23 protein-coding genes and 2 pseudogenes are annotated in these 24887 nt (G+C 40.4%); 22 read left to right on the top strand and 3 right to left on the bottom strand.

Annotated elements, in window-relative coordinates; translation table 11 throughout:
- Nucleotides 1–8 precede the first annotated feature (8 nt).
- The 15 genes and pseudogenes from H8R94_RS06115 (at nt 9) to H8R94_RS06050 (ending at nt 12289) form a co-directional block, all read left to right on the top strand.
- Entirely contained in the window at nt 9–1361 is a 1353-nt protein-coding gene (locus H8R94_RS06115) for an MATE family efflux transporter (protein WP_186854158.1), read from the top strand.
- Nucleotides 1355–1546, top strand: a pseudogene (locus tag H8R94_RS06110) (LysR family transcriptional regulator); the annotation flags it as partial. The gene H8R94_RS06115 and the pseudogene H8R94_RS06110, both read left to right, overlap by 7 nt.
- Nucleotides 1547–1634: 88 nt before the next feature.
- Nucleotides 1635–2219, top strand: a complete 585-nt coding sequence (locus H8R94_RS06105) for a LysE family transporter (protein WP_118004843.1) — start codon at nt 1635–1637, stop codon at nt 2217–2219.
- A 419-nt stretch (nt 2220–2638) separates the two neighbouring features.
- Nucleotides 2639–3352 carry a lantibiotic protection ABC transporter ATP-binding protein gene (locus tag H8R94_RS06100; protein WP_055176472.1) on the top strand — a complete coding sequence of 238 codons (714 nt, stop codon included), beginning with the start codon at nt 2639–2641 and terminating at the stop codon, nt 3350–3352.
- On the top strand, nt 3345–4076 hold the full coding sequence (locus tag H8R94_RS06095; protein WP_004853398.1) for a lantibiotic immunity ABC transporter MutE/EpiE family permease subunit: 732 nt from the start codon (nt 3345–3347) through the stop codon (nt 4074–4076). The genes H8R94_RS06100 and H8R94_RS06095 overlap by 8 nt, the downstream gene beginning before the upstream one ends.
- Before the next feature lies 1 nt (nt 4077).
- Nucleotides 4078–4818, top strand: coding sequence for a lantibiotic immunity ABC transporter MutG family permease subunit (locus H8R94_RS06090; RefSeq protein ID WP_138304092.1), 741 nt, complete (start codon nt 4078–4080; stop codon nt 4816–4818).
- A gap of 14 nt (nt 4819–4832) precedes the next feature.
- Nucleotides 4833–5495: a response regulator transcription factor gene (locus H8R94_RS06085; protein WP_186854157.1), complete on the top strand. Its 663-nt coding sequence runs from the start codon at nt 4833–4835 to the stop codon at nt 5493–5495.
- Nucleotides 5483–6859, top strand: coding sequence for a sensor histidine kinase (locus H8R94_RS06080; RefSeq protein WP_186854156.1), 1377 nt, complete (start codon nt 5483–5485; stop codon nt 6857–6859). Before H8R94_RS06085 ends, H8R94_RS06080 begins: the two co-directional genes overlap by 13 nt.
- A gap of 240 nt (nt 6860–7099) precedes the next feature.
- Nucleotides 7100–7888: an SGNH/GDSL hydrolase family protein gene (locus tag H8R94_RS06075; RefSeq protein ID WP_118535059.1), complete on the top strand. Its 789-nt coding sequence runs from the start codon at nt 7100–7102 to the stop codon at nt 7886–7888.
- A 137-nt stretch (nt 7889–8025) separates the two neighbouring features.
- Nucleotides 8026–8163 (top strand): hypothetical protein, encoded by a 138-nt coding sequence (locus tag H8R94_RS06070; RefSeq protein ID WP_158575210.1) that lies wholly within the window; start codon nt 8026–8028, stop codon nt 8161–8163.
- A gap of 345 nt (nt 8164–8508) precedes the next feature.
- Nucleotides 8509–8826 (top strand): hypothetical protein, encoded by a 318-nt coding sequence (locus tag H8R94_RS12365; protein WP_186854155.1) that lies wholly within the window; start codon nt 8509–8511, stop codon nt 8824–8826.
- 191 nt (nt 8827–9017) lie between these two features.
- Complete coding sequence (locus H8R94_RS12155) at nt 9018–9194, top strand: DUF6462 family protein (protein ID WP_330593012.1); 177 nt, start codon at nt 9018–9020, stop codon at nt 9192–9194.
- 20 nt (nt 9195–9214) lie between these two features.
- Nucleotides 9215–10081: a TrmB family transcriptional regulator gene (locus tag H8R94_RS06060; protein WP_118280426.1), complete on the top strand. Its 867-nt coding sequence runs from the start codon at nt 9215–9217 to the stop codon at nt 10079–10081.
- Nucleotides 10065–11504 (top strand): MFS transporter, encoded by a 1440-nt coding sequence (locus H8R94_RS06055; protein ID WP_186854154.1) that lies wholly within the window; start codon nt 10065–10067, stop codon nt 11502–11504. The genes H8R94_RS06060 and H8R94_RS06055 overlap by 17 nt, the downstream gene beginning before the upstream one ends.
- A 2-nt stretch (nt 11505–11506) precedes the next feature.
- Nucleotides 11507–12289, top strand: coding sequence for an SGNH/GDSL hydrolase family protein (locus H8R94_RS06050; protein WP_118535062.1), 783 nt, complete (start codon nt 11507–11509; stop codon nt 12287–12289).
- 488 nt (nt 12290–12777) lie between these two features.
- On the opposite strand, the gene H8R94_RS06045 is transcribed toward H8R94_RS06050, so the two are convergent.
- Nucleotides 12778–13995, bottom strand: a complete 1218-nt coding sequence (locus H8R94_RS06045; protein WP_186854153.1) for an AraC family transcriptional regulator — start codon at nt 13993–13995, stop codon at nt 12778–12780.
- A 120-nt stretch (nt 13996–14115) separates the two neighbouring features.
- Here H8R94_RS06045 and H8R94_RS06040 point away from each other — a divergent pair, with 120 nt between their 5' ends.
- The 5 genes from H8R94_RS06040 (at nt 14116) to H8R94_RS06020 (ending at nt 20940) form a co-directional block, all read left to right on the top strand.
- A complete protein-coding gene (locus H8R94_RS06040) occupies nt 14116–15465 on the top strand; it encodes an MFS transporter (protein ID WP_118280422.1) in 1350 nt (449 codons plus the stop codon).
- 13 nt (nt 15466–15478) lie between these two features.
- Complete coding sequence (locus tag H8R94_RS06035; protein ID WP_186854152.1) at nt 15479–17806, top strand: glycoside hydrolase family 2 TIM barrel-domain containing protein; 2328 nt, start codon at nt 15479–15481, stop codon at nt 17804–17806.
- A 326-nt stretch (nt 17807–18132) separates the two neighbouring features.
- On the top strand, nt 18133–19626 hold the full coding sequence (locus tag H8R94_RS06030; RefSeq protein ID WP_186854151.1) for a family 43 glycosylhydrolase: 1494 nt from the start codon (nt 18133–18135) through the stop codon (nt 19624–19626).
- A 182-nt stretch (nt 19627–19808) separates the two neighbouring features.
- The gene (locus H8R94_RS06025; protein WP_330593011.1) at nt 19809–20435 is read left to right on the top strand and encodes an ATP-binding protein; all 627 of its coding nucleotides are present in this window, start codon (nt 19809–19811) and stop codon (nt 20433–20435) included.
- 262 nt (nt 20436–20697) lie between these two features.
- Nucleotides 20698–20940 (top strand): DNA alkylation repair protein, encoded by a 243-nt coding sequence (locus H8R94_RS06020; protein ID WP_118535069.1) that lies wholly within the window; start codon nt 20698–20700, stop codon nt 20938–20940.
- A gap of 28 nt (nt 20941–20968) precedes the next feature.
- On the opposite strand, the pseudogene H8R94_RS06015 reads toward H8R94_RS06020, so the two are convergent.
- Nucleotides 20969–21127, bottom strand: a pseudogene (locus tag H8R94_RS06015) (PrgI family protein); the annotation flags it as partial.
- A 199-nt stretch (nt 21128–21326) separates the two neighbouring features.
- Here H8R94_RS06015 and H8R94_RS06010 point away from each other — a divergent pair.
- Nucleotides 21327–22229, top strand: a complete 903-nt coding sequence (locus H8R94_RS06010) for a hypothetical protein (RefSeq protein ID WP_186854150.1) — start codon at nt 21327–21329, stop codon at nt 22227–22229.
- 18 nt (nt 22230–22247) lie between these two features.
- Here the strand turns inward: H8R94_RS06010 and H8R94_RS06005 are convergent, their stop codons facing one another.
- Nucleotides 22248–23441 carry a helix-turn-helix domain-containing protein gene (locus H8R94_RS06005; RefSeq protein ID WP_118280417.1) on the bottom strand — a complete coding sequence of 398 codons (1194 nt, stop codon included), beginning with the start codon at nt 23439–23441 and terminating at the stop codon, nt 22248–22250.
- 122 nt (nt 23442–23563) lie between these two features.
- Here H8R94_RS06005 and H8R94_RS06000 point away from each other — a divergent pair, with 122 nt between their 5' ends.
- Complete coding sequence (locus H8R94_RS06000; protein ID WP_118280698.1) at nt 23564–24883, top strand: glycoside hydrolase family 1 protein; 1320 nt, start codon at nt 23564–23566, stop codon at nt 24881–24883.
- Nucleotides 24884–24887: the final 4 nt, after the last annotated feature.

Raw genomic sequence — 24887 nt, 5'->3', positions numbered from 1 at the left:
GAGGAATTATGAACGACACTTTCATGAAAGAGAAACCGATATTGCCGCTGATTTTATCCATGTCCCTACCGATGGTGTTATCCATGCTGGTCAACTCCCTCTACAACATTGTGGACAGCTTTTTTGTCGCGCAGATCAGCGAGGAAGCGATGACGGCGTTATCACTGGTTTACCCGGTTCAAAATTTTATCAATGCGGCTGGAATTGGGTTTGGTGTTGGGATCAACGCAGTGATTGCCTTCTATCTGGGCGCGGGAAATCACGAAAAAGCAGATCAGGCTGCCACACAGGGACTTGTGCTTGCCGTGATTCATGGCGTTGTTATGACAGTCTGCTGTATCGCAATTATGCCGGTTTTTCTGCGGATGTTCACTGCATCCGAAGCGGTCATTGAACTTGGCGTCCGCTATTCTGCCGTTGCGTTCGGCTTTACACTCATTGTTACCGTCAGCATGATGTTTGAGAAACTGTTCCAGGCAGTAGGAAACATGAAAACGACCATGATCAGCCTGATGTGCGGGTGCATCACAAACATTGTCTTGGACCCCGTTCTGATTTTTGGCTATGGCCCATTCCCGGAAATGGGGATTGAAGGCGCAGCGCTGGCCACCGGCATCGGGCAGGTCCTGACGCTTGCGATTTATCTGGTCAACTACTTTGTGCGGCCCATTCGCGTGCATATCCGCAGGCAGTACATTCTGCCCGGCAAAAAGATGGTCATAAAGCTGTATTCCATCGGCATTCCCGCAACCCTGAATCTTGCACTTCCGTCACTTTTGATTTCGGCGCTCAATGCGATTTTGGCCGCCTATTCCGAGGTGTATATCCTGGTTTTGGGAATCTATTACAAATTGCAGACCTTCATCTATCTGCCGGCGAATGGCATTGTGCAGGGGATGCGCCCTTTGATCGGCTATAACTACGGCGCGGGCGAAAGTAAAAGGGTCAGTCAGATTTATCAGATTGTCCTGTGCATGAACGGTATCATTATGGTGCTTGGGACCGCGATATGCCTGCTGATTCCCGGCCAGTTGATGGGGCTGTTTACCCACACAGAAGCGACGATCCAGGCCGGGGAAACCGCCCTGCGCATCATCGGGGCCGGATTTATCGTCTCGGCGGTTTCTGTTACTTCTTCCGGCGCATTGGAGGGACTGAGGAAAGGCACGCCCTCCTTGCTGATTTCCCTTTGCCGGTATGTGGTGGTCATCCTACCGGCTGCGTTTTGGCTCAGCAGGCTTTTCGGCGCCGTCGGCGTCTGGCATGCGTTTTGGGTCACGGAAGTGATCGCCGCGGTCGTTTCCCTTATCATTTACCGCAAGTCGATTGCAAAACCTGTGACGACGGCCCGAAAGGAATGAATGCCTATACTATTTCAAGTGGCATTTTCCCGAAATATTTGAATGGAGAAAATATCATCTCTGTTCCGCTTGCAGAAAATGAAACAATGCATATTGGATATGTGCTGAATGAAAATCAGGAATTAAGTGAACTTGGAAAAAACTATCTGGAAGAATTACGGAAATATGCTCCAGCCAATCCATAGTTATAGACTATGGATAATCATATAAAATAGGTGTTATGTATGTACCACTGTTTGCTGATATAATAACAGCAAACAGTGGTTGATGATTATGCCTATGGCGGTACTGAGCAATTTTCTGATTTATTGCGTTATAAATGCCTTTACTCCGGGACCGGGAAATATTCTGGCATTAAATACCGTAACAAACTATGGATATAAAAAAGGAAAGCCGCTGTTCTTTGGAATTTTTGCAGGCTACTATGTAGTGCAAATCTTATGCGCAATTTTTGTATATGGGGTTAGTTCTTTGCTTCCAAATGCAATGGAAGTGATGAAGTACATCGGAGCAGCCTATATCCTGTGGCTTGCGATTCATATTGCTTTCAGTAAGTCGTCAACAGAAAACGCAGAGCAATCGGCATCGTTTCTGAAAGGCTTCATGCTGCAATTTGTCAATGTGAAGATCTATATGTTCGGAGTTACCTCACTAACGGGTTATGTTGTAGGATATATGTCCTCTTTTCCGGCTTTGCTGTTTTTTGAGCTGGTTATTGCAACAATCGGAACGATCGCAACCTGTACTTGGACTGGCTTGGGCGTACTGATTCAGAAGTTTTATCTGCGGCATTTTCGTGTTATTAACATTATCCTTGCACTAACATTACTGGAGTGTATTTGGGGAATGTTAAGATAATTGTTGCTTTGAGAGCAATTCTAATTAACAAATTCCAGTTTGCCAACTTGCCCTTTGAGAGAGGAGAAATCCTTTTCTCAAAGGGCTTTTTCTATTTATACAGATATTCGCAAACTACAAGATAAAGCCAAAACTTCATATACTCTAAGCACAAGGAGGTTGAGGTTTGGCTATGAACAACAGTTTAGCAGAAGTACATCCGGAACTTATATAGTTTGGATGAAATCACGGAGATATTCTGTAAATTAGGACTTCGTATTTGTAACAGCTTTGCTGATTTCAGTGGAAAGCCGAGTTCTGATAATGATATTCAATTGTTGGTTTATTCCATACGGGAATAAATCTTCATCAAATCTTTATTTTTCCCTGATAGATTATATTTCAGTGAGAAATGAAATATAGAAGGAAGGATAGTAAAGATGGAAATGATGTTGCAGACACAAAATCTATGTAAATATTTTAGAAAACAGAAAGCGGTAAATAATGTTTCGCTTAATATCGAAAAGGGACAGATTTATGGACTGCTTGGACCGAATGGTGCGGGAAAATCTACCACATTGAAAATGTTGACCGGTATGATGAAACCAACTGCAGGAAAGATTTACTTTGATGGAAAACTTTGGGATAGGAAAGATTTATCAAAAATAGGAGCGTTAATTGAAAATCCGCCTATTTATGAAAATCTTTCCGCCAGAGAGAATTTGAAGGTAAGACAATTATTGCTTGGTACAGATGAAAACAGAATTGATGAGGTCTTGCAGATTGTATCACTCACAAACACCGGAAAGAAGAAAGCAGGACAGTTTTCTTTGGGGATGAAGCAAAGACTAGGCATTGCAATGGCATTGCTTGGAGAACCGGAACTTTTGATATTGGATGAACCTACGAATGGATTAGATCCAATAGGCATCGAGGAATTACGAGAGTTGATCCGGTCTTTTCCGGAACAGGGAATCACTGTAATTCTCTCCAGTCATATTCTCTCAGAGGTACAGTTACTTGCAGATAAAGTCGGGATTATTTCAGGTGGAATCTTAGGATACGAAGGAGCATTAAAGCAGGGAGATAATCTTGAAGATTTGTTTATGAATGTGGTAAGAAAAAACCAGAAAGCAGGTGAAATCCATGGTTAATATTATAAAAGCAGAACATCAAAAAGCCAAAAGAACCATGCGAAAAAAGTTTATCTGGGGATTTCCTCTTCTTACATTTGTCATGGCATTTATATTTACTCTTGGGATGACAAATGCTTATGCAGAAAGTGTTTGGAACTGGTGGTATACACTTTTGCTGCCGGGGATGATTGCTCTATTTTGTTATCTTTCTGTGGCGCAGGAGAAAAAGATAAAATACTATCATTTAATGACTATTCCCACAGACAGAAGAAAATTGTTGCTGGGGAAAATTATTTATATTGGGTACATGATTTTGTTTTCTAATGTGATTGTGTTTGCAGGAGCAACGCTTGGAGGCTTTCTTCTAACGACACATGTTCCAGTTGGAGGAGCGTTGATTGCAGTATTGTTTCTGACGGTTTCTGAGTTATGGGAGATTCCGGTAGCTTTATTTTTAAGTGAACGATTTGGAATGATTGTAAACCTGTTCGTCTGCCTGTTTATTACCGTCAGCGGTGTGGTAATATCACAAACCAGAATCTGGTATGTACTTGTTTCTGCAATCCCTATGCGAATGATGTGCCCGTTGCTTCATGTTTTACCAAATGGACTTGCCGCAGAAGCAGGGAATCCTCTTTTGGATACGGGAGTCATTGTTCCGGGAATGTGTCTCTCAATCATCTGGTTTGTTTTTGTAACGGTTCTGTTTTTGAAATGGTTTGAAAGAAGAGAGGTGAAATAAGATGATTGGAAGATCTCTTAATGCAGACTTGCGAAAGATGAAAGGAACATCTGTGATTCTGGCACACTTACTGATTCCGATTATAACCAGCGTTATATTTTTAATATATTACTTTTTTTCACCATGGAATGAAAATATGAAAGTGATTGCATTTTATCAGGCAATAGGAGCAGGACTTCCGGTACTTATTGGAATTTTTACAGCAAGTGTGATGGAACAGGAACAAAATGCAGGTGATTTTCAAAATCTGTTGTCTTTACCGGATAAACCTGCAGCATTTTTATCGAAACTGTTGATGCTACTGGTTTTGTGTCTGTGCTCTATCCTATTGACAGCAATCATATTCGGAATTGGATTTGGAAGAATCGCATCAAGCGATATCGAAATCATGAAAGGATGTATATTTGCAGCATTGCTGCTGTGGGGAAGCAGTGTTCCACTTTATCTGTGGCAGCTGATTCTGGCTTTTCAGTTTGGAAAAGGGGTATCCATTGGAGCAGGGATTATATCAGGACTAATTAGTGCATTGATGCTTACCGGACTTGGAGATTATGTGTGGAAATATGTATTTGTCTGCTGGACGGGTAGAGTACCATATACTTATCTGCAATCTGTATTGGAAGAAACTAGTGTAGGTGAATGGTTGTCATTCATACCAGGTTGCTTAATATTTACAGGGATTAGTATGGTATACTATTTTTGGTGGGTAAACCACTGGGAAGGAAACAGAATATCGGAATAGAATCGGGGGAAACTATGGCAAAAATACTGGTAGTTGATGATGAACCGGCAATTTTGGAAATGATAGAAAGCATTTTGAATAAGGATGGACATCTGGTTACCAAAGTAAGTAATCCACTAAAAATTAATATGGAAGAATTACATCGTTATGACCTGATTTTACTGGACATTATGATGCCTGGAATGGATGGCTTCGAATTATGCAAAAAAATTAGGATACTTGTGGATTGTCCGATTTTGTTTCTTACGGCAAAAACGGAGGAAAACAGTCTGGTAAACGGACTTTCTTTAGGAGCAGATGATTATATTTCAAAGCCATTTGGAGTGATGGAACTTCGGGCAAGGATCAATGCACATCTTAGAAGAGAGCACAGGGAACATTCTGTCCGGATGGTTTTAGGGAGAGTCTGCATTCAGATGTCTCAAAAGAAACTGTTGATGGATGATAAAGAACTTCCGTTTACGAAAGCAGAGTACGAAATCTGTGAATTTCTGGCTAAAAACAGAGGACAGGTTTTCTCGAAGGAACAGATTTTGGAAGCGGTCTTTGGCTTTGACAATGAGAGTAATGACAGTACTATAATCACGCATATCAAAAATATAAGAGCAAAATTTGCGGATTATGATTATATGCCGATAAAAACAGTCTGGGGGATTGGATATAAATGGGAAGAGTAAAGAGAAGCAATGCACTCAGCAGGATTTTTATGAGATATGTACTGGTCATGCTTGGATCATTAGTTGGTTTGGTGATTGTTGCTTATCTGCTGCTGTGCCTTTTGATTAGTGTGGGCTGTATTTATCCGGCAAATTATGCAGAGCAAAAGATTAATGAAGCATATGATACGATTCTACGTGCAGATAAAGTGACTGCTGAGATGATTCCCGCACTTTGTGATTATGTACTCTTTTCAGAGAATGGAGAGAAAATAGGTGGAGATCTGTCAGAACAATACGAACAGATAGCATGGAATGTTGCAAAGTACGGAAACGCATCCGGGAAATATTTTTATAAAGTAATTGTAAGGGAAAATGAATATGTTGTATTGCAATATCGCCTGACACCTCAATATCATTCAGCTTTTTTGAGGGAGCATTTTATAGAACCACAGAATGTGATGAGTATTATGTCTGTGATTGGAGCGGTAGCGATTATCATCATTCCGTCCATACGTTTTGGAAAAAGAATCAAAAAGCAGATGCAGCCTGTATTAGACGCAATCGGACAAATAAAGGATCAAAATCTGGAATATGAGACATCCTGTTCCGGTATCAAAGAGTTTGATGACTGTTTATCGGCAATCGATGATATGCGAGATGCATTGCGAGAATCTTTAGAAAAGCAGTGGAAAACAGAGCAGGAAAAGAAACAGCAGATGTCTGCTTTGGCGCATGATATTAAAACACCTCTTACGATTGTAAGGGGAAATGCAGAACTACTTTCAGAGACTGAACTGACCACAGAACAGAAGAAAAATATCACTTATGTTTTGAACGGCACAACACAGATACAAAGTTATGTAAAACAGTTGATAGATGTCACAAAATCATGGAATTGCAGTGATGTTACCTATACAACGGTGAGGTTAGAAGATTTTTTCGCAGATATAAAGGAACAGGCACTCGGACTGGTAGAAATCTATCACCAGAAGATAGATTGGAAGGCGGAACAAAGTGATAAAAAGGTAACGATTGCTTATGATCCAATGTTCCGAGCCGTAATGAATGTGATTCAGAATGCAGTGGAGCATACAAAAGAAAATGGAATCATTTATATTGACGCAAAGGAGCAGGATGACCGGCTGACATTCATTGTGGAGGATAGCGGATCAGGATTTACAAAAGAAGCATTATTGCATGGCACAGAGCAGTTTTTTATGGATGACACAAGTAGAAATGGCGAAGCCCATTATGGGATTGGGCTTTTTTTCGCAAAAACTGTGGCTGAAAAATATGGCGGAGGGATTAAACTTTCAAGTTCTGAAAATACAGGTGGGGCGAGGGTAGAAATATGTTTCCTGAGTAGTCAGGAAACAAGCTAAATAGACCGCAATTAAGCTATGTAAAAGAAATTTTACATGCATTTATCTAAGGAGAACGCATGATTTTAAGCGGTCTTCACGACTAGTACGACTCTATTAATATTTATAATAAAACAAAATTACAATAAGATGTTTAAAATTACAATACGTATAAACAAATCGGTGATAAACTGGGATTATCAAAAAGAGTTTATGCCACAAAATATCAATTTGGAGGCAAAGTTGCTGGAGGAATAGAAGATGAAGAAAAAAAAGTGTGTTATTTTGACAATTGTACTGCTTCTTGTTGGTTGGATTGCCTTTTGTGGTTTCCAGTGGAGTTGGGGACCGTTTGACTTTTTGCATAATATAAAGACAAGTAAGTTGCCTGGCAATGCCACGGAATACGATTTAGAATATGCAGGAACCGTAGAAAACAGCGTGCTGCAGGGAAAGACGATTTGCTTTCTTGGCTCTTCTGTTACCAAGGGAGCAGCTTCCGGTGACGTTTCTTTTGTCGATTATATCGGACAGAGAAATCAATGCACGGTGGTAAAAGAGGCTGTTTCCGGTACAACACTTGTGGAAGAGGGCGTAGATTCCTACATTACCAGATTGAAAAAATTAGATCCGAATATGCAAGTTGACCTCTTGGTCTGCCAGTTGTCTACCAATGATGCATCACAGGGAAAGGAACTTGGAAAAATAAGTGATTCTGATGACATTTCGGATTATGATACAAAGACGATAACCGGCGCGATGGAATACATCATCGCTTATGCAAAGGAGACGTGGAACTGTCCGATCGTATTTTATACGGGAACAAAGTATGAGAGCGAAGCATATCAGCGCATGGTAACAAGGCTATTGGAACTTCAGGAAAAATGGGGCATCGGCGTCATTAATTTATGGGATGATGAAGAAATGAATCAGGTATCCAAAACAGATTATGCACTGTATATGGCAGACCCTATTCATCCTACCAAAGCAGGCTACCTCAAATGGTGGACGCCGAAGATTGAGGAAGGACTTTATGCACAATTTGAGTAAGGAAAGAGGCAAAAGAATAAACAGGTATTTAATCCATATCTTCCATTAGACACTTACATCCCGGATGGGGAACCACATGTGTTTGGTAATAGAGTTTATATTTATGGCAGCCATGATAAGGAGGGTGGGAATTTGTAATGGATACGCATGCACCGGTGATGAGAAAAATCATGCCGGGTATCATGAGCAGGATTTTTAACAAAACAGTGGAAGAAATCAGGCAGGAAGAACCACAGAGCATTTTAGGAGCAAATTTTGTGGAAAAACAAATGTAAAGGTTGTGACGCGGGGCGCTTCCGGTTTATTCCGCGTGATGACAGAACCAGAAAAGTTCGTTGCAGAAATTCCGTTAGAGGCTTCTGACAAATGGAAAGAGAGCAGAAAGTTATAAAACTTGTTATTCTTCATTAAATATTTAAGGACACTGGGGTTTTCTGCAACTAATGATATATTTGCGGAAAATGCGTGGTATTTTAGAAATGCACTTGTCCGTGCAAACTATACGAATCTGCAAAAAGGTATTCATGAAACAACAGAGTATCTGGAAACATTTCTCAGAAATCTGCTTTTGAACGAGAAGAATGAACCTTCATAATCGAAATCTTCATATAAGTGGACTTTTGAATGAAGAAAAAGTGGACATTGGAGATGAAGAAGTGGATATTGAGAATGAAAAAGTGAACATTCAAGACCAAAAAGTGGATGTTGAGAGTGTGCTTTCCGAAAAAACTAGCGATTTTTCGGTAAAAACGACAGAACATATCCATAAACTCTTTGAAAAGTTTGGCTTTGATGAGGTGTTTGGAAGAAGTGCAGTTATGGAGCTTCTTGAACTGAAAGGTTCAGGTGCTTCAAAACTTCTTTCCAATTTGGCGCAGGCGGATATTATTGAACCAGTGTCCGGTCACGGAAAAGGAAGATATAAATTCAAGAAGTAATTAGAAATTCCAAGGAACGATGGCTATGAAGAATAAATTAGAAAAAATCGGTCAAATTTCTTCGCAGTGTTATTTCCGTATGCTCAAAACTCAGAAAAAAGAGATTGTAGTATAATTTTTTGAAGAATATTGATTTTGGCTAATAGATGAACAAACCAAATAAAGGATAATGAATAAGGCATTGGTCATAATTGGCTGATGCCTTTTTGCGTGCACCAAAAGCTTGTTACAAGGTAAATCAGTTGGTACTGGTCAATTTAGAAATAATGGATAAGTATCTGGAGACATTCCATATAGTTGAGGATTGCATTGATGAAACAATAATTTTAAAAAGAGTATTGACAACGGAAAGATCTGCAATACAATAGTGGTGTGGGGTATAACTACTATGAAAAGTTTTGAATTTTTGGAAAAACTCGGTTTTTCATCTAACGAGGCAAAAGTATACGGCACGTTGATAAAATACAAAGTGCTAAACGGCTACGAAATCGCCAAATTGTCCGGCGTTGCGCGTTCGTTGGTTTATGAGGTCATCAATCGTTTGATTGCAAAAGGCGCGGTCATCCGTATAGACGGAGAACCTAATTTTTATAAGCCTATCGAGTATCAAGACCTTATCCGCAGCATTAAGGAAGAAAACGAAAAGAATATTGCCTGCGCCGAACGCGAACTTCAACAACTCGCAACGGAAAATGCCGACGTCGATTACGTAATGAATATAGTGGGCGAAGAAAAATACGTTGCCAAGGCAAAGGAACTTATCGACAGCGCGCAAGCGGAAATTTCGCTGTCCATTTGGCGGGAGTCGTTCGAAGTGCTGCGTAGTAATATCGAAAACGCAATATCTCGCGGAGTAAAGGTGCATATTTTTACCTTCGAAAGTATTTCGGTCGCCGGCGCAACGGTGTATTCGTACAATATCAACGACGTTTCAACTCTGTTTCCCTACCGCAGAACAACAATCATAATCGACGGCGGAGAGTGCTTAGTCGGCGAAGAGGGCGATCGCAACGTTTACGTGCATACGCGCAATCATTCGGTTGTTTCTCTTGCCACCGACGAAATAGTTTTGAATGTTTTTTGGAATAAACTTATCGAAAAAGAAAACCTGTTGTCCAAGGGTTGCTCCGGTGCGGATTTTTTGCAAGCCATACACAATTTGGCGGAGCGCTACGGCATTACCGACGAGATGACCAAGAATTTTCTTGTTTACAATTTTCAAAAGGAGAAAACTCAAAATGGCAAAAAATGTTGAACGATTACAGGCGCGCGAAGCCAAAGAACTTATCCGCCGCGAAAAGCAGTTAGGCGCAAGAAGCAACAAGTTTTATATGATTTACTTGTTTATGATTTTGGCGCTCATCTACATAACGGACGAAATGGCGTCTACTATATCCATTCAGTTTCAGGCGAATATAGTTACGGAATTCTTCGTAAAAAATATGGGTATGGAATACGGCGCGGGATTATCGCTCTTTTCCGCCATAGGTTTTATTTCCTATCCGGTAACGGTGCTTATTATTTTCTACCGTCCCCTTGCGGACAAATTCGGGCGTAAGCCGTTTTTGGTTATTAACACGTTATGTATGGGGTTAGGGCTGTTTATTGTGTATTTATCTAAGGATATCTACGTTTACATGATAGGCAGCACGTTGATGAGTTTTATGGTGTCGCACGATATGCAATGTGTGTACATACTGGAATGCTCCGACGAAAAGTCCCGCGCCCGTAACTACGCAATCGTAAAAGCGGTGGCGATACTGGGTACGTTGCTTGTTCCGTTGCTTAGGGCTACGCTTATGCAAAACGTAAGCGAGCGTTGGCACGTTGTATATTTAGTTCCGGCAATTATCGGTTTTGTAATGGCGTTTTTCGCGTTGCTTTTTGCAAAGGAAACAAACGCGTTTTTAACAAAAAGAATAGAGTACTTAAAAACTCCCATTGAAGAACGCGAACAACGCAGTAAGGAAGAGTGCGAGCAAAACGCTCAAGGCGGAATTCTGACCGCTGTAAAATTCGCATTCAAACACAGGCAATTACGCTTTTTGATCATCGCCTGCTGTTGTTTCTATCTTGCTTCATTAGGTACGGCAACGTACAGTACGGTTATGGCAAAGTCTGCTTTGATGACGGAAGAAGAAATAACTCTTGCTCTATTCTTGTATCCCGTAGGCAACGCGCTGTTTACGTTGATATCGGGTTTTGTGTCGGACAAATTCGGGCGCAAAATAACTATAATTGCGATGTCTTGTTCGGCGTTGGCGTGCTATTTGCTGTTTATTTTAAGCGGTATGTTCAAGTTGACTCCGTATTTGACAGGCTTTGCAATCGGCGGATTTATGGGCAGTTACTGGGGCGCGGGCGATACTATCGGCGGAATAATGTTCTCCGAGTCTTCTCCTACAAACTTGCGTTCGTCTGTAACTGTAATCAACACGTTGCTTAACGGAATTATGGGCGGACTTGCAACGGTTATCAGTATGATACTGCTTCCTATCATTCCCGAAAAGATGTTCGGCTATATGTACTTGGGTTTGACTGTGCCGGGGCTTGTGGGAGCAATCGTAATAATGTGGCTGTTTGTCGGCGAAACTCGCGGGCTGGATCTTAAAACGGTAACGGGTACGGAATGGGATAAGCCTAAAAAAATTAAAGAAGAAACACAGGACGGTGAATAAAAATGGATAACAAATGTTTTGAACTCGGCGCAAACGAACAGCCGTTGGATATTATCAAGGAAACATGCGGTTTTGCAGGCATATTCAAACAAATAGGAGTGATAGGGGATTCTTTGGCGTCGGGTGAGTTCGAAAGCCACGACGAAAACGGCAGCATAGTTTATACCGATATGTACGAGTATTCGTGGCCCGCTGTTTTGGAACGCATTACGGGGACGAAGTACAACAATTATTCTCGCGGTGGAATGACCGCGCGTGAGTATATGCAAAGTTGGGCGGATACAAACGGATTTTGGCAATGGAATCAAGCGTATATCATTGCGCTGGGCAATAACGATTCGTTTGTCTTCGGACATCCGTTGGGAAGCGTCAAGGACGTTAACGCAGAATGTCCGCAGGATAACGCCGATACGTTCTTCGGCAATATGGGCAAAATCGTTTGCAAACTTAAAACGATCGAGCCAAATGCGCGTATTTTTGTCGTTACTCCGCAACTTCGCGGTGAAGCCTGCGATAAAGATATTCGTTATATCGCAAGCGAACTTGCCAAATTGTGCGATATGTTTGACTTTACGTACTTGCTGGATATGACTGCGCATGCGCCCGTATACGATGCCGAAATGCGTAAGTCGTTCGGGCTGGGCTTCCATCCGAACCCGATGGGGTACTATGCTTACGCATTGATGGTGGCTAATTATATCGATTACGTTATACGTAGTAACCCTCGGGAATTTGCAACGATACCGTTTGTCGGTACGTCGCTCAAAAACAAAGATTACAAATAGTATGTATTTGCTGAAATGAAAAGTGTTGGCGTAAGTTTTAGTAGATAAGAGAAGGGATATGACACATTTAAACCATTTAAGTTTATAGGTGGTGTCGCTAAGGGGTATGCTTGGAGTACGGCAATCGGATTTCGGGCAGTGGACGGACTCAAACCATTAAAATATTTGATTGATACCGCCATTCAGAATATTGAAGGCAAGATTACGATGAAAGAAGCGCAGTTGTGGAGCTTTTTGAACTGAAAGGTTCAGCTGCTTCAAAACTTCTTTCCAATTTGGTGCAGGCGGATATTATTGAACCAGTGTCCGGTCACGGAAAAGGAAGATATAAATCAAGAAGTAATTAGAAATTCCAAGGAACGATGGCTATGAAGAATAAAGTAGAAAAGTCCTCGTCAATACCACTAGTGTCATTCTTTTATGCTAGGAGAAGGTGGAATCTTGTTATTTTATAGGAGATGGCAGAGGCATGCATGCTTCTGCCATCTTTAGGTTTGTGGGTATTGATTCGGAATTGAAGTGCCCAGACTTTTTTTTCTATATTGTAGAGGGGTGATATTATAGTGTTTCTTAAAGGATCTCTGAAAATGGCTCTGGTTAGCAAATGTTAACAAGGATGCTATTTCTGAAAGAGATTTGTCGGAATGAGCTAGTAGAATCTTCGATTCCTCGAGCTTCGTACGGATAATAAATTCCCCTGGTGTAAATCCAAGCTCTTCGTGAAAAAGTTTGCTTGTATGTGATCGACTATAGCCCAATTGTTGAGCAACATCATCTACAGTGAGGCTCGAATACACATTTTGGCGTATGAAATGAATACTTGAGAGCAGTGACTGATCAAGATTTTGGGGTAGCGGAATAGAGTGGACTTTCTCTGCAAAGAAAAGAGCGCAGCGTCCGATTAAAAAGTCAATTTGTTCAATATCTTCAAGCTTTGTAATGTCGGAGTAATAATTTGCAACAATCTCGCTACATTCCTTTAATGGTATTCCTCCTCGTCTGGCTGCCTCTGCAAACAGAGCGATAGAATAGTATCCAATCTGCTTATGTTGCATAATACTGTTCTCCCCCCACGGAAGTTCTGTGTATGCCTCTGGGGAGCAAAGGTATTCCATAACAGAATGGATATTACCAGTTTCTATGTACATAATAATTGAATCTGGCTCGATAAGCATGGAAGAGAAATCCTCGTTGAATGATTGTTTCTTCATATATGTTTGATTGGAGGTGTCGGACAAAGTGTCATTTTGCAGGCGGAAAAAATCATTCCTGGTAATATCATCCTGGTTAAAAATGTATTGCAGAAATAAAAGTCTGTCAATGAAGTCAAGCTGCGTATAGAGTGGTATAGTTTTATATATTCTTTCAATTAGTTTACGTTTCACAGCAGGCACCTTCATTTGGTAAAAAAGATAAGAAAGCTGATTATCTGATAATGGGAGCGAAGAAATAGGACCTATAAGAAGTTTATATTCGGTATCTTTTATAGAAATACTTCCCCAGAAGAAATTGTCTTTGGTTTGATAGTATGAGATTGAGTTACCAACGAAATTGGGGTTTTGTAATACCTCATGAGGATGATATGTCATTAATTCTGTTGGAATTGAAGATATCAGTTTTTCAGATTCATATAAATAAACAGGTATCCGGAAAATATTATATGAGTATTTACATATGGATTCCAAATTATGCACTGACCAGTTCATTATTAATTCCCCCTAATAAGATAATAGTACAATAAAAGAGACGATTGTGCAATATTAAAAATATTAGATCTGATATATATAGAATAAAATAAAGATGTTCGTATACTGTAGGAGGTCAAAATGAGCGAGAAAAAAATAACAATGTTTCAAAAAGTGGTATGGAATTTGCCATCTCTAACATCGAATGGATTGTGGGGAATAATGGCGGGATATCTGACATATTATCTGACGCAGAGTGTGCTTTTATCATCGGCATCTGTTGGAGGAATCCTGATGGCATCAAAAATATTTGATGGTTTTACAGATTTAATTGCAGGATACATTATCGAAAAAACAAATTCGAAATGGGGAAAGGGACGTCCATATTCATTATTTGCTTCTGTCGCGTGGGTATTTATTATTCTAATTTTTGCTGTACCAAGTTTCTTTAGTACAACAGCAAAACTCACATACGTTTTTGTATGTTATACGCTTATCAATTCTGTAGCATTAACATTTTTTAACTGTTCTGAACAGGTTTATATGCTTAGGGCTATGCCAAATGAGAAGGATAAGTCATCTACTCTTGCAATAGGTGGAGCAATTGTAACCTATGGAAGCACAATACTTGCAATTGCAATGCCTATAATTATTACCACGTTATGTGCTAAAAAGCAGGGATGGACTGTTTTGGCTTTGGCAATGGGTATTCCTTCTATCATTTTAGCTGCACTCAGATTTGTTTTTGTAAAAGAAATTCCATTTACAAATGAAACAAATGATACTGCTAAAAAAACAAAGGTTTCTGTATTGGATATGATCAAGCATATTATTGGCAATAAATATGTATTGATCTGTCTTGGATTAGTATTCTTTTATTATTTTAATTCAAATTTGGGAACAATTGTAACAGGCTATTACTTTACATATAACGTCGGTAATCTTACATTATTATCAATCATCAGTGCGACTGCATTAATAACCCCAATTTTTCTTTTGTTTATTCCTAAAATGCTTGAAAAGTGGGGAAAAACTAAGGTTCTTAAGATGGGATTGTTATGTAATTTAATTGCATGTATTGTGAGAGCGTTAGCACCATTAAATCTTGTACTTTATGCAATAACTTCCCTTGTATGTTCATTTGGAACACTTCCTATGGTTTATTTTATTGGATTATTGCTTATGGATTGCATGGACTATGGCGAATGGAAAATGAAATACCGGGTTGAAAGTGCTTATTCAGCGGTGAGCAGTGCAGGCCAAAAAATTTCAGCCGGAGTGGCAAGTGGTGTGGCTGGACTTATCATGGGAGCAACAGGATTTGTTAGTGGTGCAGACACACAGAGCACTTTGGCAATGGCAGGAATCAAGGGATTAACCATTTATGCACCTATTATCGTGGGAGTAATACTGTTTGTTCTTATCAGTGTTTATAAACTGGACGACAAAATGGATCAAATCAAAAAAGAGATTGGACAAAACAGAGAATAGTAGAGAGAAAAAAATGGAATTAGATTTCAATAGAGATTGGCTTTTGATGAAAGAGGATGGGTCTAGTTGTCATGTTAATTTGCCACATGATGCAATGATTCATGAACAAAGAAGTTTTTCAAATAGAAATGGTGATAAGACAGGATTTTTTCCGGGCGGGAAATATGTCTATAAGAAGGAATTTTCGCTTGATAGCAGAAGTTCGGATGAGCAGATAATAATACATTTTAATGGGGTATACGGTCGAACTAAGCTTCTATTAAACGGGCAAAATGTAGGAAATCATTTGTATGGATACACTCCATTTGATGTGGACATAACGGATGCAAGTGTTGATGGGCAAAATGTTTTGGAAGTCATTGTTGATAATACACTCGTTCCCAATACCAGATGGTATTCCGGCAGCGGAATCTATAGAATGGTAACACTGATTAGGAGAGATAGAACACATATTGATGATGTTCGGATCAATACAGTTTGTATCAATCCCCCTACTATTCATGTTTCATGTAACATGAAGAATGCAAATGTAATAATAATAGATGCGGATGGTAAGATTGTAGCTGAAGGACCACTCGGTGACCTTGTGATTGAAAATGCTAATTTGTGGAGTTCAAAAACGCCGTATTTATATACCTGTCAGATTAGCACTGAGTCTGAATATGTAGAGAAGAAGTTTGGAATTCGTGAACTGAAGTGGAGTTCAGAGAAGGGGTTAACAATCAACGGACAGGTTGAAAAGTTAAGAGGTGGATGTATCCATCATGATAATGGTGTGATAGGAGCCTGTGCATTCAAAGATGCAGAATATCGTAAGGTTCGGATACTAAAGGAAGCCGGATATAACGCAATTCGTTCGTCACACAATCCTTGTTCTGAAAGCTTACTAGATGCTTGCGATGAGTTTGGAATGTATGTACTAGATGAAGCGTTTGATGGGTGGTATATGCCAAAGAATCATCATGACTATAGCAGAGTATTTTGGGATGAGTATAAAAGTGATTTATCGACAATGGTAGAGAGAGATTATAACCATCCTTCTGTCATTATATATTCTATAGGCAATGAGGTTAGTGAAGTTGGTACGGAAGAAGGAATTAAGCTGGCTTCAGAAATGACAGAATTTGTAAGGAAGCTGGATGGTTCAAGACCAGTAACCTGTGGAATAAATATTATGCTCACTGTCTGGGCAAAACAGGGAATGGGAATATATAGAGATGAAGCCGAATATGTAGCTGAACCATTACCAGAATTAGATTATGTTGAAGAAAAGAAATCGGGTTCCGCTTTCTTTAATGCTCTTGCACAGAAATTGGGATCTCTAATGTCAACCCAGACCAAAACAAAAAAGGCGGGAGTTGTTGTGGATGGGATAGCAGGTTCCTTTGATGTATTGGGATTAAATTATGGGCAATGCAGATATGATATGGAACTTAAAAATCATCCAGAACGAATATTGCTTGGTACGGAAACATATATTGGTGATTTGGCTTATAATTGGTCAAGAGTGATGAGTTCAAATGTCTTAATTGGCGACTTTTGCTGGACCGCTATGGATTATATCGGAGAAGCAGGAATTGGCGCATGGCAGTATGAAGCGAATAAAGAGATGCCACTTTTAGCCGGAAGTGGAGCAATTGATATCTTAGGAAATGCAGATGCACAAAATGGATTTCAAAAGGTGGTTTGGGGACTGGAAGATATATATATTGGCGTTCGACCGGTTAATATGAGTTCACAGAAAGTCTTAAAGAAAGCATGGAGATTTACGGATGCCATACCTAGCTGGAACTGGCCCGGGTATGAAGGCGAGAAGGCTCATGTTGAAGTCTACAGTAATGGAAGCTATGTAAAGCTTGAATTAAATGGAAAGACACTTGGAAAGAAGAGAGTTAAGGGCTATCGCACTGATTTTGTCTGCAAATATGATAAGGGGACGCTCACTGCAATATCCTATGATCTTCTGGGGAAGGAATTAGCTAGGACGGTGCTTTCTTCTGGCCACGGTATCTCAGAATTAAGTGTGAAAGCTGAGAAAAAAAACATGAAAGCAAATGGACAGGATTTGAATTACATTATTCTGGAGTCCATAGACGAAGCAGGAATATGGTGCCCCGCAGAAGAAAAAGAGTTGACGGTTTCAATAGAAGGTCCTGCAGTGATTCAAGGCATAGGTACAGCGAAGCCCTACTCTAATCGATCTTTTACGGATAATGCGCAGAAGACCTATCAGGGCAGATGTCAGATTGTGATAAGATCTTTATATGAGCCAGGAGAAGTTACTATACATATCAAGACAGCGGATGGGATGGATAAGACGGTAAGGATGGATGTGATGTGATTGGGGGAGGTGGAAAGTTGCGTTATTCCATACGCCAGCAAGAAGTGATGGTTTATAGATAAACTAAAATGTGTTAGGAATAAACCTGTTCGATATGATATAGAGTGAATTAAGGAATAATCCAAAGGAGACGTGGAACTGTCCGGTCGTATTTTATACGGGAACAAAGTATGAGAGTGAAGCATATCAGAGCATGGTAACAAGGTTATTGGAACTTCAGAAAAAATGGGTATCGGAGTCATTAATTTATGGGATGATGAGGAAATGAGTCAGGTATCCGAAACAGATTATGCACAATTTGAGTAAGAAGAAAGTAAGGAGGCAAAATGAAGAAGCAGGTATTTAATCCATATCTCCCGTTAGACACTTACATTCCGGACGGAGAACCACATGTGTTTGGTAATAGAGTTTATATTTATGGCAGCCATGATAAGGAGGGCGGGGACTGTTTTTGTCTTCTCGATTATGAAGCGTGGTCTGCACCAGTTGATGACTTAACAGATTGGCGTTGTGAGGGAATAATTTATCAAGCCAAGCAATGCAGACATTACTGTGAGGAACGGCAGGATATGTATGCGCCGGATGTCGTGCAGGGAAATGACGGACGCTATTATCTGTACTATGATTTATCAGGTCGGGGAGACCATGGATTTGATGGACCGATTTCTGTGGCAGTGTGTGATACACCCGCCGGTAAATATGAATATTATGGAGATGTCTGCTATCCGGACGGAAGACCTATGCAACGGTTTATTCCCTTTGACCCAGCGGTTATAAATGATAACGGGCATATTTACCTTACATATGGATGGGGACTTGGAATGGATACGCATGCACCAGTGATGAGGAAAATCATGCCGGGCATCATGAGCAAGGTTTTTAACAAAACAGTGGAAGAAATCAGGCAGGAAGAACCGCAGAGCATTTTAGGAGCAAATTTTGTGGAATTGTGTGGTGACATGCTTACAGTAAAAAGTGAGCCGGTAAGAATTCTGCCTGCACTCAACAATGCGAAAAAGGGCAGTGAACTGCGGAAACATAGCTTTTTTGAAGCAGCTTCCTTACGTAAATTTGGAGATTTGTATTATTTTATCTATTCTTCTCATGTCAACCATGAACTATGCTATGCAACCAGTAAATATCCGGATCATGGATATAAATACCGGGGTGTCATTGTATCGAATGGTGATATTGGTTATCATGGCAGAAGTGCGAAGGATCGCCTTGCTGCTACGGGAACCAATCACGGAAGCATTGAGTACATCAATGGAAAATATTATATTTTTTATCATCGACTGACACATAATACCGCTTTTTCCAGACAGGGATGTGCAGAAGAAATAAAAATCTTGCCGGATGGTACCATTAAACAGGTGGAGATGACAAGTTGTGGTTTAAACGGAGAACCGCTTGTGACAGAAGGAGAATATCCGGCAGCAATTTGCTGTAACCTGACCAACGGAAAAATGCCACATTTAAGTAATGTGCAAAAAGGAAAATATTCACCTAACGTCAATCACGAGGGGAATACGCGCTTTGTCAAGGATCTGGAAAATAAAACACTGGTCGGATATAAATACTTTGCTTTTAGTGGAAAAACAAATGTAAAGGTTGTGACGCGGGGAGCTTCCGGTATATTTTGTGTGATGACAGAACCGGGAAAAATCGTCGCAGAAATTCCGCTAGAGGCTTCTGACAAATGGAAAGAGAGCAAAGGTGTATCATTTATGGCAGAAGGAGTGAAGCCATTGTATTTTGAATACAGGGGAAGAGGAAAAGCAGATTTTCTGAAATTTATTTTGACGGGAAGAGAATCATGATGGACAGTTGCGTTGGTGCGAGGAATACATTCGCCCACAGATCGAAGCACTAGTAGAGCAGTTTGGACTTGAACATTTGAGAAGAGAGCAGTGAAGAATTATATGAATCAATTAAAGAAAAAATTTTATAAGGTTCCTATCTTTATAAAGATCAGGAAGCAAAGTACGATTATATAGCTGATGTGTTTGATACACTGATAGTGCGTGATATACGCAAAAAATACAAGATAAGAAATACGCAGCTGATGGATAGAATTGTGGATTTTCTTATGGACAATGTGTCTAATCTTTCTTCTGCGCGTAACATTACCAATACTCTCGGAAGCATGCAGGAGAAGATACACCATACGACAGTTGGTAATTATATGCAATACCTGTGCAATGCATTCGCGTTCTACAAGGTTAGGAGATATGATATTAAGGGGAAAAAGTATTTATCGAGCAACAACAAATACTATTTGAGTGACCATACTTTCCGTTATGCAAAGCTTGGAACAAAAAATATGGATTATGGACGCATATTGGAGAATATCGTGGCTGTTGAGCTTTTGCGTAGAGGATATGAGGTTTATGTGGGTATATTATATAAGAAGGAAATAGATTTTGTCGCAGTAAAGCGGAGTGAGAAAATCTATATTCAGGTATCTGATAATATCAGTGAAGAAAAGACCTTTGAAAGAGAGGTAGCTCCACTTTTGCAGATTAAGGATGCATACCCTAAGTATGTGATAGCCAGAACCAGGCATGATGAATACCAGTATGAGGGAATAAAGGTTATTGATATTGCGGATTGGTTGTTGGATAAATAATTCTATTAGCCAAAAATGAAAAAAATAAGAAATTGGCTAATAGAACAAAGCGAACCAAATAAAGGATAAGGTATAAGGCATTGGTAATAATCGGCTGATGCCTTTTTTGTGCACCATTTTAAGCAGATATAAAGTGGTTTATAAGAAAATAATTGAAAATAAATCATATTTTTTTGACCAATTTTTGCAATCAGTTTTTTTAACTCCAAGTAAATGATAGAAGCCAGCAAATAAAGGATGGCAACAGAAAGGAGAAGTTGATATGCAGGAACAGAAGAAGTATAACTTGGCGGATGGTAATATTCGTAAGCGTTTTGTAACGTACAAGCAGGCTGCAGAATTATATAGCATCGGTTGGAGTTTGAGAGATTATTCTAAGACAAACCCTGATTGGGTAAGAAATTTTGTTGAAAGTATTCATAATGTTTATAATCACATACAGCAAAGTTTAGAAGATGAAGAAGATAATTTACCAAGAGGACGTACTTATCTAAATCCTTGGTAATGCACAAAACGATGTGGCACTGTCAGTTATAGGTGTTTGTAGAGTGAACTACCAACTTCTTGGGCATAAGAAATTCAGACTTAATCCACGCCCATATAAATTTCTCCGCTGTCATTCCGTTGTATTTCACAAATCCGAGAGCCGCAAACGGTGCTGCTCCCAAAATACACACCCACGATACTGTTTCTGATAATAGAAATCTTCATATAAGTGGACTTTTGAATGAAGAAAAAGTGGACATTCAAGACAAAAAAGTGGATATTGGAAGTGTGCTTTTCGGAAAAGGCAGTAATTTCTCAGTAAAAACGACGGTTCATATTCATAGACTTTTTGAAAAGGGATATGTTAAAATATAAGAATCATTGCAAAATAAAAGGAGCAGGCACATGAGAAAATATATCAAGCGTTTAAAAGCGAGAATTTCCTTGAACAAAAAGCAGGTTATTACATATTCCATACTCAGAACTCTGGTCATTTTGACAGCAGTACGCTGCATTTTTACACGGAATTACGAGAGTCTGGCGATATGTATTCTTTCTCTTATCCTGTTTCTCCTGCCATCCCTTTTTGAGCAGCTTTTGAAAATAGAGATTCCGCCGGTATTTCAGATGATCATTTATGTATTCATCTACGCGGCAGAAATCTTGGGAGAAGTCAACAAATATTACACGGCGATTCCGGGATGGGACACCATGTTACATACCATCAACGGTTTCCTGTGTGCGGCGATCGGCTTTTCTCTTTTCAACATCTTAAACCGCGGTAGCAAATCCATGCAGTTGTCACCCTTTTATCTGGCAATCGTCGCCTTTTGCTTTTCCATGACGGTGGGTGTCATCTGGGAGTTCATTGAATTTACCTTTGATCAGGTATTTCTTTTGGATATGCAAAAAGATTTCATTGTCTCAAATATCGGTTCCGTGACTTTGGACGAAAGCAAAACCCAGACCCCAGTGCGGATCTATGATATTACAAAGACGATCATAGAAACAAAAAATGGAGATACCTATGTAGTGGATGGCGGTTATCTGGATATCGGAATCATTGACACCATGAAAGACCTTATAGTCAATTTTGTCGGTGCCCTTGTCTTTAGCGTGATCGGCTATTTTTATGAGGCAAAGCATAAAGCAAAATCGCTTGCAAAGGATCTTTTGATCGAGCCATTGACGGAAGATGCGATCAAAGAATACGATGACGATATTGAAAAGAGTGTCAACAGCAAGGGCATCAGAAACATCCATGACTCTGGAGGCTATGGCTGCCAGCGAGGACACCATCAACGCTGAAATGGAAGGTATCGAGGCTTAGGCTCGTTGATTTCGGTATTGCAGAGGTGTGATGCCGTAGTGTTTTTTGAACACATTTTGAAAATAACTCTGACTGGAGAAGCAAAGATAGCTGCTGATCTCACCAAGTGATTTGTCTGTATATCGCAGGAGAGAGGCAGCTTCTTTCATGCGCCGCAGGGTTATGTAGTCGTTTACAGACATACCGGTTTCCTCCTTGAAATGGCGGAGCAGGGAGGAACGACTATGGGAAGAATGCGCTACAACATCAGAAACACCAATGGGCTGGTTGATATGTGTTGTGATATATTGCAGGCACTGCTTGGTATCAGCAGAGATCGTCCGGGGGGATTTCTGCATGGCTACACGGTTGGCAAAATCCATGGTCATATTGTATTGGAGATTTTTGACCGCATCTTCACTTTGCAGTTTTTCACATTCCTGTGTATAGGTATCAATCAACTGATAGGTCTCTTCAATGTCCATGCCGCCTGGAATGGCAGCGTCTTTACCAACACTGACAACCAGTCCGATCAATAAATTCTTAGCCTGTCGCAAGGGAGTTTCCGCCAGTTTTCCTTCTTTGACATTCAATGTTTTGGCGGTTCTTAGTAAAAAATTCTCCAGACCGATTACATCGCCCTGACGGACCAGGGAAAGCATCTGTTGCTCAAAGAGGTAGGTGCCATGCTGTGCTTGTTCTTCTCTTGCTGTGTAGGCACGTTCTGCCTGTTGTTTTCCGATCTCTAACTGATATTTCGTATCGGTCAGACGAAAGGCTTCGTTTAAATCTAGTTTTTCCCCATTGAGAATAAAATGCAAAAAAAGTAAAAGTTCCAGAAATTGATTATATGTATACAAGGGAATAGCGGTTAAAAAGGATGCAATCTCGTCATATCTTGCTATTGGCAGACCATTCTTGGTCATATAGGAACGGATGAAAGATCTGTCAGGAGGCGTGCTATAGGCAGGCCCTAAGATGAAAAAATGCTGTTTGTCTTTGCAGACGACATAGCCATAGTACCCGGTGTCTGAGGATACATAGACGGATGGTGAGGAAGCATCACATAGTTTTGGCGTGACGAAAGGATAAGGATCCGTATTGTCATAAAATCCGGCAGAACACACATATTGATGACCTTTGTACAAGGCAATGGGCAGATAGTGGGCAGCAAAAAACATTTCGCAAAAGTTGGAATAATCATCTATCATAGTAAAAACCTCCTGATTCAAATATACAATAGAATGTACGATATTACAATACAGAGGCGTGGAGATTTCTTATACTGATAGAAAAAGAAGGGAAAAGGGGATCCCGGAAAGGGTGAATGTATATGGGAAAAGAGGGCTTTTCAGAAGGGTTTTTATGGGGAGCATCATCTGCAGCAGCGCAGATAGAGGGAGGCTGGCAGGAAGATGGGAGAACGCCGAGTATTTGGGATATTGCCAAGCCAAAGCAGATCAAACATGGGGAAAACTGTCATGAAAGCTGCGATCATTATCATCATTGGAAAGAAGACGTGGCTCTGATGAAGAAGATGGGGCTTAAGGCATACCGGTTTTCTATCAGTTGGTCTCGTGTGATACCGGAAGAGGGAAAGGTAAATCCAAAGGGAATTCAATTTTATTCGGATTTGGTGGATGAACTGCTTGCAGCAGGAATCGAACCCTTGGTTACAATTTTTCACTGGGATATGCCGGTATGGATGCTGAAAAAAGGAGGCTGGTTATCGTCCAAAATCATTCCGGCGTTTCAGGATTATACTAGGGTGGCAGTGGAGGCGCTTTCAGATCGGGTAAAGTGGTGGATCGTCATGAATGAACCGGGCTGTTTTATCATGAATGGTTATATGCAGGGAGAACATGCGCCTTTCAAACATCGCTATCTGGCGTTGTCGCGACTGACACGCAATTGTATGTTGGCACATGCCGAGGGGGTCAAAACGGTCAGAGCGTATGCAAAGCAGCCGGTCAAGATCGGGATCGCACTTTCAACTGGTGCGTATGTTCCCGACACAGAGTGTCCTAGCGACATACAAAGAGCGCGCGAACTTAGTATGGATAAAGGAAATGGTCTGATGGGGAATAAATGGTGGATGGATCCGATCCTTGCCGGAAAGCCGGTGCGTGCCTATGGTATTTATGCATCACATCAGAAAGATATGGAAGCCATCTATCAGGAATTGGATTTCGTCGGATTAAATATCTATACATCCTATAATTATGCAGAATGGGGTGCAGAAAGACAGGAAGCAAAGCCTGGAACACCGCGCAATTCCCTCGGTTGGGTCATTGATGAACGCGTTATGTACTGGAATGTACGTTTCGTGTACGAACGATATCATCTGCCTATCATGATCACAGAAAATGGTGTTGCTGAACACGATGTTGTAAGTATCGATGGTGCCGTCCATGATCCGCAGAGATGTGATTTTATCTATCGTTATCTTGGACAGTTAAAGCGTGCAGCCAGTGAAGGGATTCCGATTTTGGGATATTGTCATTGGTCTGTTATGGATAACTTTGAATGGGCGGAAGGCTATGATCCACGGTTTGGTCTGGTCTATGTAGATTATCCGACGCAAAAAAGAATTGTTAAGGATTCTGCGTGGGAATACAAGAAAATAATAGAAAGCAATGGAAGTATTTTGTAGGGGG

The organism is Roseburia lenta, from assembly GCF_014287435.1.
Taxonomy (GTDB): domain Bacteria; phylum Bacillota; class Clostridia; order Lachnospirales; family Lachnospiraceae; genus Pararoseburia; species Pararoseburia lenta.
The sequence above is the reverse complement of the archived record's forward strand: the minus strand, read 5'-3'. Positions and strand labels throughout refer to the sequence as shown.

Coding starts and splice junctions, on each gene's coding strand:
- H8R94_RS06000 (WP_118280698.1), top strand. CDS start 23,564: ATGGGAAAAGAGGGCTTTTCAGAAGGGTTTTTATGGGGAGCATCATCT.
- H8R94_RS06075 (WP_118535059.1), top strand. CDS start 7,100: ATGAAGAAAAAAAAGTGTGTTATTTTGACAATTGTACTGCTTCTTGTT.
- H8R94_RS06100 (WP_055176472.1), top strand. CDS start 2,639: ATGGAAATGATGTTGCAGACACAAAATCTATGTAAATATTTTAGAAAA.
- H8R94_RS06095 (WP_004853398.1), top strand. CDS start 3,345: ATGGTTAATATTATAAAAGCAGAACATCAAAAAGCCAAAAGAACCATG.
- H8R94_RS06080 (WP_186854156.1), top strand. CDS start 5,483: ATGGGAAGAGTAAAGAGAAGCAATGCACTCAGCAGGATTTTTATGAGA.
- H8R94_RS06070 (WP_158575210.1), top strand. CDS start 8,026: ATGGATACGCATGCACCGGTGATGAGAAAAATCATGCCGGGTATCATG.
- H8R94_RS06050 (WP_118535062.1), top strand. CDS start 11,507: ATGGATAACAAATGTTTTGAACTCGGCGCAAACGAACAGCCGTTGGAT.
- H8R94_RS06115 (WP_186854158.1), top strand. CDS start 9: ATGAACGACACTTTCATGAAAGAGAAACCGATATTGCCGCTGATTTTA.
- H8R94_RS06085 (WP_186854157.1), top strand. CDS start 4,833: ATGGCAAAAATACTGGTAGTTGATGATGAACCGGCAATTTTGGAAATG.
- H8R94_RS06045 (WP_186854153.1), bottom strand. CDS start 13,995: ATGAACTGGTCAGTGCATAATTTGGAATCCATATGTAAATACTCATAT.
- H8R94_RS06010 (WP_186854150.1), top strand. CDS start 21,327: ATGAGAAAATATATCAAGCGTTTAAAAGCGAGAATTTCCTTGAACAAA.
- H8R94_RS06105 (WP_118004843.1), top strand. CDS start 1,635: ATGCCTATGGCGGTACTGAGCAATTTTCTGATTTATTGCGTTATAAAT.
- H8R94_RS06055 (WP_186854154.1), top strand. CDS start 10,065: ATGGCAAAAAATGTTGAACGATTACAGGCGCGCGAAGCCAAAGAACTT.
- H8R94_RS06090 (WP_138304092.1), top strand. CDS start 4,078: ATGATTGGAAGATCTCTTAATGCAGACTTGCGAAAGATGAAAGGAACA.
- H8R94_RS06035 (WP_186854152.1), top strand. CDS start 15,479: ATGGAATTAGATTTCAATAGAGATTGGCTTTTGATGAAAGAGGATGGG.
- H8R94_RS06020 (WP_118535069.1), top strand. CDS start 20,698: ATGCAGGAACAGAAGAAGTATAACTTGGCGGATGGTAATATTCGTAAG.
- H8R94_RS06060 (WP_118280426.1), top strand. CDS start 9,215: ATGAAAAGTTTTGAATTTTTGGAAAAACTCGGTTTTTCATCTAACGAG.
- H8R94_RS06005 (WP_118280417.1), bottom strand. CDS start 23,441: ATGATAGATGATTATTCCAACTTTTGCGAAATGTTTTTTGCTGCCCAC.
- H8R94_RS06030 (WP_186854151.1), top strand. CDS start 18,133: ATGAAGAAGCAGGTATTTAATCCATATCTCCCGTTAGACACTTACATT.
- H8R94_RS06040 (WP_118280422.1), top strand. CDS start 14,116: ATGAGCGAGAAAAAAATAACAATGTTTCAAAAAGTGGTATGGAATTTG.